The organism is Brevibacillus dissolubilis, assembly GCF_006170445.1.
Lineage (GTDB): Bacteria > Bacillota > Bacilli > Brevibacillales > Brevibacillaceae > Brevibacillus_B > Brevibacillus_B dissolubilis.
Window position 1 is genome coordinate 456,026 of sequence record NZ_VCNA01000002.1, and the last position, 12,024, is coordinate 468,049.

At 49.5% G+C, this 12,024-nt stretch carries 11 protein-coding genes and 1 riboswitch; of the genes, 3 read left to right on the forward strand and 8 right to left on the reverse strand.

Features of this window, described 5'->3' with window-relative positions:
- Positions 1–99 precede the first annotated feature (99 nt).
- From FGI41_RS04110 to FGI41_RS04130, 5 genes are all read right to left on the reverse strand, one after another.
- Positions 100–1,305, reverse strand: coding sequence for a branched-chain amino acid ABC transporter substrate-binding protein (locus FGI41_RS04110; protein WP_139488675.1), 1,206 nt, complete (start codon positions 1,303–1,305; stop codon positions 100–102).
- Positions 1,306–1,527: 222 nt separating this feature from the next.
- Positions 1,528–3,141 (reverse strand): peptide ABC transporter substrate-binding protein, encoded by a 1,614-nt coding sequence (locus FGI41_RS04115; protein WP_139488676.1) that lies wholly within the window; start codon positions 3,139–3,141, stop codon positions 1,528–1,530.
- 233 nt (positions 3,142–3,374) lie between these two features.
- Positions 3,375–4,748 (reverse strand): sodium-dependent transporter, encoded by a 1,374-nt coding sequence (locus FGI41_RS04120; protein WP_139488677.1) that lies wholly within the window; start codon positions 4,746–4,748, stop codon positions 3,375–3,377.
- 133 nt (positions 4,749–4,881) lie between these two features.
- The gene (locus FGI41_RS04125) at positions 4,882–5,514 is read right to left on the reverse strand and encodes a class I SAM-dependent methyltransferase (RefSeq protein WP_255298319.1); all 633 of its coding nucleotides are present in this window, start codon (positions 5,512–5,514) and stop codon (positions 4,882–4,884) included.
- Positions 5,498–5,866: a thioredoxin family protein gene (locus FGI41_RS04130; RefSeq protein WP_176560117.1), complete on the reverse strand. Its 369-nt coding sequence runs from the start codon at positions 5,864–5,866 to the stop codon at positions 5,498–5,500. The genes FGI41_RS04125 and FGI41_RS04130 overlap by 17 nt, the downstream gene beginning before the upstream one ends.
- Before the next feature lie 71 nt (positions 5,867–5,937).
- On the opposite strand from FGI41_RS04130, the gene FGI41_RS04135 reads away from it, so the two are divergent.
- Complete coding sequence (locus FGI41_RS04135) at positions 5,938–6,342, forward strand: DUF2203 domain-containing protein (protein WP_139488678.1); 405 nt, start codon at positions 5,938–5,940, stop codon at positions 6,340–6,342.
- Between the two features lie 325 nt (positions 6,343–6,667).
- Here FGI41_RS04135 and FGI41_RS04140 read toward each other — a convergent pair whose 3' ends face one another.
- The gene (locus FGI41_RS04140) at positions 6,668–6,898 is read right to left on the reverse strand and encodes a group-specific protein (RefSeq protein ID WP_139488679.1); all 231 of its coding nucleotides are present in this window, start codon (positions 6,896–6,898) and stop codon (positions 6,668–6,670) included.
- A 143-nt stretch (positions 6,899–7,041) separates the two neighbouring features.
- Here FGI41_RS04140 and FGI41_RS04145 point away from each other — a divergent pair, with 143 nt between their 5' ends.
- A complete protein-coding gene (locus tag FGI41_RS04145; RefSeq protein WP_139488680.1) occupies positions 7,042–7,158 on the forward strand; it encodes a YjcZ family sporulation protein in 117 nt (38 codons plus the stop codon).
- A gap of 37 nt (positions 7,159–7,195) precedes the next feature.
- Here FGI41_RS04145 and FGI41_RS04150 read toward each other — a convergent pair whose 3' ends face one another.
- Positions 7,196–8,296 carry a YheC/YheD family endospore coat-associated protein gene (locus tag FGI41_RS04150; RefSeq protein ID WP_176560118.1) on the reverse strand — a complete coding sequence of 367 codons (1,101 nt, stop codon included), beginning with the start codon at positions 8,294–8,296 and terminating at the stop codon, positions 7,196–7,198.
- A gap of 589 nt (positions 8,297–8,885) precedes the next feature.
- Between FGI41_RS04150 and FGI41_RS04155 the strand changes: the two genes are divergently transcribed.
- Positions 8,886–9,818, forward strand: coding sequence for an Ig-like domain-containing protein (locus FGI41_RS04155; protein ID WP_139488682.1), 933 nt, complete (start codon positions 8,886–8,888; stop codon positions 9,816–9,818).
- A 66-nt stretch (positions 9,819–9,884) separates the two neighbouring features.
- Here the strand turns inward: FGI41_RS04155 and FGI41_RS04160 are convergent, their stop codons facing one another.
- Entirely contained in the window at positions 9,885–11,483 is a 1,599-nt protein-coding gene (locus FGI41_RS04160) for an acetate--CoA ligase (RefSeq protein ID WP_139488683.1), read from the reverse strand.
- Positions 11,484–11,730: 247 nt separating this feature from the next.
- Positions 11,731–11,913, forward strand: a riboswitch (Lysine riboswitch).
- Positions 11,914–12,024 lie beyond the last annotated feature (111 nt).

Here is a 12,024-nt window from a genome sequence, read left to right on the forward strand (position 1 = left end):
TATAGAAAAAATAGCGGGGGAAGTCAAATAAGTTCGGGCCCAAAAGTGTAGCGAGACGCAAAGAAGGAGCGGAGTTCCCCCCGCCCCAAACTTGGCTGTCTATTCGATTTTACCCATGAAGTTGGTTTTGTCCTTGCCGTATTGGTAGATGTATACGTCAGCGAATTGGTTGTCGCCTTTTTCGTCAAAGGTAACTTTGGTGAACTGACCTTGGAAGTCCTTGGTCTTACGTACCGCTTCGGCTACTTGCTCGCGGGTTGGTTTTTTGCCTCCGTTTTCTTTGATCAGCTTCTCGATCGCTTCGAGGATGACGTTAGCGGAGTCGTAGGAGTATACGGAGTAGAGCTCAGGCTTTTTGCCCATCTCTTTTTCGTATGAATCTGCCCACTTCTTACCGTCTTCCGTGGTGCGCACGTCACCTGCTGTAGAAGTGAAGTAGACGCCTTCTACCTTATCACCTGCCAATTTGTACATGTCGGAGGCGTCAAGACCGTCGCCGCCCATGATCACGCCTTTGAAGCCTTTTTCGCGGGCTTGTTTGACGAGGATACCGCCATCAGAGTAAATTGCGCCGAGGTAGATCATGTCAGGGTTGGCTGCAACAGCTTGGTTGAGCACCGCGCTAAAGTCTTTTTCGCCCTGGGTGATGCCCTCGTAGCCGAGTACTTCTACGCCGTCTTTTTCAAATTGCTTCTTCACTTCTTCCGCAAGACCTTGGCCGTATGCGGTTTTGTCGTGAATGAGGAATGCTTTTTTCACGCCGAGTGTATTTTTTGCATATGACGCCGCTTTAGGACCTTGGGAGTCGTCGCGCGCACAGATGCGGTTAACTACTTTTTTGCCTTCTTCGGTCAGCTTCACGCCTGTGTTGGATGGAGTGACCATGACGAGGCTTGCTTCTTCATATTTAACGGACGCCGGGATGGATACACCTGTGTTGAGATGGCCGACGACGCCGAGTACGTCTGGGTTGGAGAGCAGAAGCTCTGCGTTGGCTACGCCTTGTTTCGGGTCAGCCTGGTCGTCCTGTGGGCTGAGCTGGAGCTCAAAGCCGAGTGCTTTGAACGCTTCCTTTTTCTTATTGAGCGCGAATTCAACACCGGTCTTGAGAGAGTCACCGAAGTTGGACTGTGCGCCTGAGAGTGGGCTTTGGGTTGCGATGATGATTTTGCCGCCTTTAGCCCCAGCATCACCACCGCTGGATTCTGGTGTACCGCCAGTGGTTGCTGATTGTCCGCAACCTGCGAGGGCTGCACCTGCCACGAGGACTGCGCTGAGAGCTGTGAGAGTTGTACGCTTTTTCATAAATAAAAACCCCTTTCTCTTACTTTATCTGTGAATGAAAAAGTATCAGTTCTATTCCCTGTAAAGGATATGAGGACTAACATGATCTTAATTGTAAAATAAATTAGAAAATTTTCAAGAAAAATTTTATTTAGAATATATGAAAAAATAAAAGAGGCGCTGCGAGAGCACCTCTTTTTTCCATATAAATCTATCAAAGTGAACGTTACGTAAGCGAAATCCCTACTCCATACTTGCCCACTTGAAATCCACGAATCCGAGCGGGTCCATCACTACGCCCTTCACGTTGTCGTTTTTCACGTAGACATCGGTGAAGTAGTAGATTGGGATGAGCGGCATTTCGTCCATCAGGATGGTTTCCGCTTCGAGCATGAGCTTTTTGCGTTTTTCCGGATCGGTTTCTTTGGCAGATTGGTTCAGGAGTTCTTTGTACTTGGCATTTTCCCAGCGGGTGTCGTTGTTGCCGCCGGCTTTTTCCTTGAATTGCTCGAGGAAGTTGATTGGATCGTTGAAGTCACCGGTCCAGGTGGTGCGGCCGATCATGTAGTTGCCAGTGTGGAGGTCTTCGATGTGGACTTTCCACTCTTTGTTGAGCAGCTCTACTTCTACGCCGAGGTTGGTGCGCCAGAGGTCTTGGATGGCTTCGGCGATTTTTTTGTGCTTCTCGGAGGTGTTGTAGGACAGGGAGATCGGCGGGAGCTTGGTGATGCCGAGCTCTTTCATCCCTTCTGCGAGCAGTTGTTTGGCGGTAGCAGCGTCATTGTCTTTGAAGAAGCCTTCTGTCTGGAGCGCCATGGATGGTGGGACAAAACCAAGAGCTGGTGTTTCATTAGCCTGGGTGATGTTATCCACGAGGGTTTGGCGGTCGAGTGCGTAGGTGAACGCTTTACGGATTTTCGCGTTGTTGAACGGCGGCTGTTCGGTGTTGAATTTGTACATGTAGGTGCCGGCGATTGGTGCGGTTTGCAGGCGGCCTGCGTCTTTGAGCGCGGGGATCGCGTCAGATGGCAATGCGCCGAGCGGTTGACCTGCCCAATCGAGTTCACCTGCGTCAAACATGGAAAGCTCGGTGTTCTCGTCTTCGATCATGGCGAATTCGATGCGGTTCAGTTTAACCGCCTCTTGATCCCAGTAGTTATCGTTTTTTACGAGGACGATTTTGTTTTTATGCTCCCATGTGTCCATTTTGAATGGGCCGTTGCCGACATGGGTTGCAGCTTCGAGTGCCCAGTCTTTGTTGGCTTCGACTACTTTTTTGTTCACAGGGTAGTAGGTATAGAAAGCGGTCAGCTCCAGGAAGAATGGAGTCGGGTTCTCCAGCGTGACTTGCAGGGTCTGGTCGTCAAGCGCTTTGACCCCGATATCTTCGGCTTTGGCTTTGTTTTGATTGTATGCTTCCGCGTTTTTCACGTAGAAAAGCTGGTATGCATAGTTGGAAGCGAATGCTGGGTCGAGTACACGTTTCCATGCATATTCAAAGTCGTGGGCGGTCACTGGATCGCCATTGGACCATTTGGATTCGCGCAGGGTAAAGGTGTAGGTGAGCAGGTCGTCAGAAACTTTTACATCTGTTGCAACGGAGTTGATTGGCTTTGCATCTTTATCCAGACGGGTGAGTCCGTCAAAAGTGGCACGGGCGATGGCACCGGATGTGGAATCCTCAGCAAGACCTGGATCTGCTGTTGGCGGCTCGGAATGCATATTGATCCGCAATGTTTGTTCAGCAGATTTTTGTGAATCGCCTGCATCTGGTTTGGAAGCTTGCTCTCCACAACCAGCCAGCGCTGTACCTACAACCAACAGAGAACTCATCAGGATGAATACGTTCTTTTTCAAAGTGATTTCCCCTTTTCCTTCATTTGCGAATCAAGCATATTACAATTTAACAGGGTAAAGAACCCTTTTCGGGGAAGTTTTATTATGTTTTATCTTAAGTAAAATTCTTTAAACAAAAATGAAAAATGACGGATAATTATGCATGTTGGGAAAACAAAAAACAGATGCGTGGGAAACGAATTTCCGTTGCATCTGTTTGATGGCTCAATGATATTCGATTGGACTTGTTTGCCTTAGAATTGAATCAGACCGAGGGAGTGTGCGAAGATCAGCACAACCATGATCGGTGCCACATAGCGGAGCAGGAACATCCATACGTTGTACCAGAAGCCGCTGATGCCTGTCTCTTCCCCTACGCGTTTCCATGCGTAGCCGGTGAACAGGGTAACGATCAGACCACCAAGCGGAAGCATGATATTAGCGGTGATGAAGTCCATGAAATCGAAGAAGTTTTTGCCGAAGATGGTGAAGTCAGCGAGTGGTCCCATAGCGAGTGCGGATGGCACACCCAAGAGGAATACCGCGATGGTCACTAAAATGGTTGCTTTTTTGCGGTCCACATTCCATCTGTTCATCGCATATGCAACTGGTACTTCCAGCAAAGATACCATGGAGGTGAGTGCTGCGATTGCGAGCAGGATGAAGAACAGGAAGCCGAACAGGTTACCGAATGGCATAGCAGCAAATGCAGCTGGCAGCGCCATGAAGACGAGACCCGCACCTTGGGACGGCTCGATGCCGTAGGAGAAAGCGGTCGGGAAGATGATCAGACCTGCGATGAATGCGTAGAGCAAGTCCCCTGCACCGATCGCAAGCGTCGCTTTGCCAAGAGATTGTTCAGGTCGTACGTAAGCACCGTAAGTCAGCATCGCACCCATACCAAGTGACAGAGAGAAGAAGGCATGTCCAAGTGCAACGAGTGCGGATTCAGCGCCCAGCTTGGAGAAGTCAGGGTTCAAGAAGAAGTCGACACCTTGTGCAGCACCCGGCAAGGTCAGAGAGCGGATCATCAGAACGATCAGGATGATACCAAGACCTGGAATGAGGACTTTGTTGAATTTTTCAATACCGCCGGAGATCCCTTTGACAACGACAAAGCATGTAAGCGCCATGGTAACCACTTGCCAGAACAGCGGCATGTAGCCACTGGCAAAGCCGACAAATGCTTCTGTATAATCTGGTACGTTAAACAGTCCGCCGGTCAGTGAGATCGTCGCGTAATGGAGCGTCCACCCTGCTACGATTGCATAGAACGACAGGATCAGGAATGGTGTCAGGACGGTTAAGAAGCCAAGTTTACCCCAGATTTTGTTTTGGGACAAGGCGTAGAAGGAGCTTACTGCGTTGCCTCGGCCACTGCGACCAATCGCCATCTCAGCAAGCAGAATCGGTAGACCAACGAACAGAAGACAACAGAAAAAGAGCAGGAAGAAAGCAGCTCCACCGTATTGACCCGTAATGTACGGGAATTTCCACATGTTACCTAAACCGACCGCACTCCCGATTGCTGCCAGGATGAAGCCGGACGTCGAAAATTGGTCCGTGGCAGACGCCTTGGCGTTATTTTTTTGTGAACTTGTTTGCACTAAATGTTCCTCCTCAATCATTTCTTAAAAAAGATAAATGATCATGTTTTTATTGCTGTTTATAAATTTACATATTTCGAATTTGTTTGTCAATTCAATTTATGAAAAAACCAAATCAGTTTTTCCATAGCTTCCAGTAGCTTTTAGTAGATATTTATATTTTTTGGATAACCCATGTTGTCATGGAGCGTAATTCATGGACTTGAACGGTTTTGAGCGGCTCCAGCCAGCTTGCCCCCATTGCCTCTGTGATCCGATAAAGCTGTGATGCATCAACTAAATAACGGCTTGTACCGTCTGGCAGCAGACTGCGTCCATCCTTTGATCGATCAATTATTTTTTCCAAACCGATTTGGGAAGCAAGACGGGCCAACAGGAATCCGCCCGGTTTGAGGACGCGCCACAGCTCCCCTACCATCTCCTCGAAGTGAGCATCATCTTGGGCGAAGTGAAGCACTGCATTACAGATCACGGCGTCGAAGGTGGCATCGGAAAAGCTAAGGGTTTCAAGGGATTCTTGCCGGAATTGTTCGGTTACTGCTCGTTGTGCAATAGCGCTCGCCAGCTCCCTGACCTGCCTGATCGCGCTCTCGGACTGATCGACGCCATACACCCGATAGCCTTGCTGTAAAAAATAAACCAGATTGCGACCTGAGCCGCAGCCCGCATCCAGAATCGTCATATCCGGAGTAAAGCGCCCTTTCATGATCTGGTCAAACAGGTAAATGTCGATGTTGCCAAGGTATTCTTTTAACGTTTCGGGCGTTAGCTTAGGTGTTAAGGTCAAGGTGGTTCTCCCCTTTCGGCTGGTTATGAAGATTGGTTTGAATGAACGGTTGAAGCAATGCAACCAGATGCTCGATTGATTTCATCGCATAGACCTGATTGGTGATCTGTCCATTCTGCAGGAAAAGCAGGCATGGGACACTGGTGATTTTCCATGTCTGGACAAGCTTAGGGATGCTGCTGATGTTTACTTTGGCCAGCGGCAGGCCGGGCAGCAGCTCCTCTACGATCGTGAGCATTCGCTCAGTGAGCTTGCATGTACCACAAAGCGGTGTATAAATATACAGTACAAATGGCTTAGAGTTGGTCTGCTCCAGCCTTTGCATCAGTTCTTGCGGTGTCCATTCAACCATATGACTCTCCCCTTCTATGTAATACCTATCGCTTTACCGTATAATTAAACTTATGGAGGTGTGGGATTCAGATGGAGAAAAAAATCTTTACCTTAGATGAAGCCAATGAACTGTTGCCTTATGTAAAAGAAGAGCTTTCTTTTCTAAAGAAATCGAAAAAAGAATTCCAGCAAAAATACCAGGAGCTGCAGGAGTTCCTGCATCAGAACCGCTATCATGAGCATTCGCAAAGCTACAGGGATTATGTATTTGAGGCCGAATGCAGCTTAGAGTTCATTGAGCTGGAATTCAAAATGCACCTAAACAGCGTACAGTCCAAGGGAATTCAGATCAAAGAGATCGATTATGGTCTGGTCGATTTCCCTGCTGTCATCGATGGTGAGGAGGTGCTGCTTTGTTGGCGTGAAGGTGAGGAGGCTGTCAGCTACTACCATGGCTTGTACGACGGCTTCGCCGGGCGTAAATCATTGGACTAGGGGTATACTATGGTGGCGAATCACACGTATTGATGTTGGCAAAGGAGGATTTCTCATGTCTGGAAACAACAATGTGGACAAGCGCCCGACCACTGCATCCAAAGGCTCCCGCGCAACACCACCGAAAACCAATGAGAACACCAAGCATAACATTCGTAAAGACGAATAGCTGAACGGGAATTGGATTTCCCACAGCACCCAAAAGCCCTGAACCGGCAGATTGAGCCGGATACAGGGCTTTTTGTATGTTTATACACGCGGTCAGCTGTTCCAAGCTTTCTGTTCAAGGCTTTCTGTACAGTGCTGCCCCTTCCGAGTGCTCTGCTCAGCTACCGAGCAATTCCCGAAGCTTCTCGTCTCGTGCTGCTCTCTGCTCTGCGTCTGCCAGGTCGTATTTTTTTAATAAATGAAACACTTCGTTGAGTGTGGCCTGCGGCAGATCCTTCTCCAGGTATGCTTTCAGGCTGGTATGTATGTCTGCTGGCAAAAAGGCGGATTGCTCTACGCATTTTTTCTGTACGTCTTCACGGGTGTGGTCTAATTTGCATTCGCTCATCGTGTGTAGCCTCCTTTTGTTTCTTTACCTTACATGATTCACCGTCTCCCGAAAAAAATCCTTTGATCATTGACCAGTCAAATACCTATTTCATATGGATATAAGGTAAAGAGACAAATGAATCATAAAGGAGGAACTTTCTCATGTCCAGTCTGTTCAATGGTAAAGGTTGTGACGACGATTTCTTGCTGATCCTGGTGCTGTTCATCTTGCTGGTGATCATCGCGACTGCCCTTAACAACGACTGCAAAAAATGTTAGAAGATAAAAGACGCCCAGAGCAATCTGGGCGTTTTTCTTATGACTGGAGTTGGGGCTGGGGCTGGGCAATCTCAGGCTGGTTGAGCTCATGGTCGGTCACATAGCGGGCATATTGGATCGGAGTGCGGACTCTCGCTTCGGGAGTGGTGAGATGAAAGACGTCTTGGAATGGGATTTTCCCCGGCTTGATGTTAACTTCGATCAGCCAGATTCTGTGTTTGCGGTCAATGGCGAGATCAAGTCCCAGCTCGGCTTGCCGCCTGCCGTACAGCCTCTCCACGGTCTCGCAAAGATAGTGGGCGAAGCGTTCCAGCTCCCGCTTGATTTTCCGGGCTTTTCTGCGTCCCCATTGCTGTTTGAGATAGGGATCAAGCGGATATGGTGTGCCACGGTCCATCAGATTGGACGTAATCCGCCCCTCCTCTCCTTCGCGTACAGCCATCCCCGTGATCTGCCATTTTCCTGCTGCATTTTTTTGCATCAAGGCACGGACGTCGTGGATTTTGCCTTCCCTGTTGCGGATATCCACCCATTTTTGCAAAAGAAAGTTGCCTTTCGTTCGCAGTTGATCCGTGATCGTATTCCAGTCGCCATAGGTGAAGGAGATGGGCGGCTGGTCATTTTCCTCCAAAATCAGCTGTTCACCGTCACTGCGCAGACGCAGGATTCCTTTGCCCTCTTTTCCGTTGATCGGTTTGACCATCAGACTGCCATGCTGTGTGACCATCGATTCCAGTACAGACGGGTCTGTGAGGTGCTGGGTCGGGATCAGATATCGCTCCATGACGGGGTCTTGCATCAGCGTCTGTTGGATGCGCCATTTGTTCCCGAGACCGTATGTGATGAATGGAAAATCACGGGTTTCCTTGATTTTACGGACCATCTGGGTCATGGCGGGTGTCGTGTAGTAGCCGATGTCATAGGTAATAGAAGGAAATGGAATGCTTTGACGGGACCATCTTGTGCCGTTGTAGACGTAGCCACGGACGAGCTTATTTCTCAAATGAACTGAATGCGGATTAAACACGATGACGCGATCGAACCCTTCTTGGCTTGCTACCTCGGCATATGGCTGAAAACGATTTGGATCGAGGATGGGGTTGGCAACCATAATGCCGAGTGTTTTTATGTTATTCATCATGATCACCTAAGAGATATATGTCCTGATGGTAGCTTATTCAGATGGGGGGGCTGGGGCGCTAGGCAAATGGCGGAGAACACTCGACTGGCATGGGTGGGGCGGATGGGCAACTGCCGGAGAACACTCGACTGGCATGGTTTGAAAACCCACTGGAAGTGGGGGGTGTCCGCTGCGAGAAAAGCAAGGGCTGGGTCGGGGAAAAAATTTCGGGGAAGCGGGTTCAAGCGATGGGGTTTCCCCTGGGTATTTCAATGAAGTAACATGCGCCCTTGCTTTTCTCGCAGCTGGGGCGGTTTTCAAAAGATGCCGGTCGCGTGTTCTCCGCCATTTGCCTTCCGACTTGGGAGGGGTATATAAAATAAAAAAGAAAGAAAAAAAATAATAAAGATAAAATGCGGAAATGAAAATGAAGTTACAACAATGCATTTCTTAAAATAGGCGCGTCCCTATCCTGTGTACCATGGTATCTGTCCGTTGCAGTTGCCCTGATGGTTTCATTTCCTATAAAAAGACCATTGTTCTGATGATGAGGGGCTACTCGCTTGTGGTGCTGTGGTCATGATTGCTTTTGAGGAGGTATCGTGGGATGAGTAATGACAGGAAGGAACATGCGGTCAAGATGTGGGAAGCTCAGCAAAAGAGAGCCCAACAAGCCAGCTCGAACAGCGTCGTCTCGTCTGTCTCCTGTGACACTTGTGATGATACACCCTGTGTGCCTGTTGTGTTTGGTACGAGTCAGGCTGTGCTTCCAGAGGGTTTTGTTTTACTAGGTTCGATTGATGAGCACCACCCGTTATCATATGGATATGACTTATCGTGTCAGGTGGAGAATTGCCGGCTGCCTGCAAAAGTGATCAGTCCCTGTACAGGCATACCCATCGCAAATGCGTTCACAACTGTCAAACGGGTTCGATATGTTGGAAGCATTACTCATATCGCGAATACTCCAATCGTGTTCAGCGGGCTGACTGACTTTTCCTTGTTAGGGGGATATGCCCGAGTATCCAGTACGGACACCACTGAAGTGAACAACGTCATCTGTTATTCGGCGGCAGAGTCCCCCTGCCCCGAGTCATTTGCCGAATCAGTGATGGGATTTGCAACCATCACCGGATTGACGGAGCAAAGTAATGGAGAGACCACCGTCGATCTGAGAAGCACCTTTTTACTGCCACCTTGTAACGGGCAGCCGTTCGGATTCGATATCACCCTGACCAGTGATGGCGTGTTTCTTTGTCAGCCCGGCACCGGGGAGATTTCCAGTACGACGCTTTCCGGGAGAGTGGTTGATTTCAACGGGAATCCGGTACCAGGCTTGCCTGTGGTGATCGCCTTGCCTAATACACTGCGTGGGGACGTGGATCAGCCATTTGTGTTTACAGATGAAGACGGGAATTACAGCTTCACCTATCAGACGAAGGTTTTTGGCAACTTGGTAGCCTGCTTTCAAATTTTTGCGATGACCCCGTTTGCGATCTCTGAACCTCTGGATATCTGTATTGAACCTTGTGGAGCGTAGGAACACATGACATTAGAAGCAAAAAAACGCGGGACGCTGCTCATACACAGGCATCCCGCGTTTTTTCTATTTATTGACGTTTTGTTTTTCCAGCTGGCGCAGCTCGATGCGGCGGATTTTGCCGGAAGTGGTCTTCGGCAGCTCCTCCATGAACTCGATTTTGCGTGGGTATTTGTAAGGCGCGGTCAGGTTTTTCACGTGTTCCTGCAGTTCCTTGACCAGTTCATCTGATGGCGTGAACCCATTTTTGAGCACGACAAATGCTTTTACGATGGCACCACGGTCTGGGTCTGGGCTGGCGACTGCGGCACACTCGGCGACCGCTTGGTGTTTGACCAGCGCGTCTTCGACCTCGAACGGTCCGATGGTATAGCCGGACGAGATGATGATATCGTCGGAGCGGCCTTCGAACCAGATATAGCCGTCTTCGTCCATGCGGCCCTGGTCGCCGGTGACGTACCAGTTGCCACGGAAGGCGCGGGAGGTGCGTTCTGGATCATGCAGATATCCTCGGAAAAGTGCGACCATGTTGCGGTCGACCGCGATATCCCCCACTTCCCCTACCGGCAGCGGATTGCCTTCCTCGTCGATGATCGCGGTATTGACCACAGGGGATGGACGGCCCATGGAGCCTGGACGCGGTTCCATCCCGACAAATGTACCGACCAGAAGCGTATTCTCCGTCTGACCGTAGCCGTCGCGTACAGTCAGGTTGAACACACGGCGGAAGGTGTCAATCACTTCACGGTTGAGCGGTTCACCTGCAGAGCAGGCGGAACGAAGTGCTTGCGGCTGGAACGTCTCCAGATTCGGCAGTTTGGCCAGATAGCGGTATTCAGTCGGTGTCGCGCAAAGCACGCTGACCGGATATTTGGAGAGAATATTCATATAAGAAGCTGCGTCAAACTTGCCCTTGTAGACAAAGGCGGTTGCTCCACGGCCGATGGTGGAGACGAATGGACTCCAGATCCATTTTGCCCAGCCTGGGCCTGCGGTTGCCCACACAAGGTCTTCTTCCTGCACGTCAAGCCAGTAAGTAGCCGCTACAGCGAGATGCGCATACGGCCAGCCGTGGACATGCATGACACCTTTTGGCCCACCGGTTGTCCCGGATGTATAAGAGAGGAAAGCTAATTCTTCAGAGCCTGTCTCAACAGGCGCAGCAATTTCGCTGTCCTCTGTCTGTTCTACCAATTCTTCTAAGGAAAGCCAGCCGTCCTGCTTGGCGCCAACCAGGACGTAATGTTCGACGGTCGGACAAGAGGAGCGGATCGCTTCAACTTCACTGGTTACATGTTCAAAACCGATAATCGCTTTTGCTTCCGCATGCTTAACACGGTACTCGATATCTTTGCCACGCAGCATTTCAGAACCTGGCATGACGACGACACCCATCCGGTTGAGCCCGAGGTAGATCGCATATGCATCCAAGCCGCGCGGTACCAGTACGATGACTTTGTCACCGCGGCCGATCCCCAGTCGATAGAGCGCAGCACTGATCCGGCCTGCATAGCGGGTCAATTCCGCATAGCTGGTGCGTGTCTCCTGACCGGCTTCATCGAGCACCACCAAGGCGGTTTTATCCGGGTTTTGTTTGGCATAAGCCTCTACTTGTGCAGCAAAATTGTACTGTTCTGGCAGTTGCAGTGAAAATGATTGTTCCATCTTTTTCTCTCCCCTTCCATACTGGCTGACAATCTGTTTGCGATTGGGTAAGAACCCACATTTTTGATTATACTATCTTTTTGTATGCGTTTTCACCAAAAAATAAATTAATATTTTGACGATTAACACCATTATTATTTTTCCCTAACAGACATTGCTGATTGACAAGCTTCAACACGCTGATATATTCTAAGCATTGTTGATAGCTCAAAAAAATTGCATATGTTCAAAATCCTCATCCGTATCCAGGTGAGGTAGAGGTTGCGATGGATCAAGAGTACCGGACAGAAGTCTTGTGGGACTAATGAAGTCTACGGGAAAGGGATCATCGCCGAAGCGGTAAGTGCCACAGACGCTTACACGCTGGGTCTGCATCGAACAGGTGCAGGACTGTCACAAGTCTGCGGGCTTGTGAAGCGCTATCGAAGCATGTGGGTACTCGGATGGGTTTCTTTTGTTATAAGAGACGCCGTGCGATCATTCGTTCACTGCGTTTTTTTATTTACCCTTATATTTTCGTATGGTAAAGCATTACCATGAT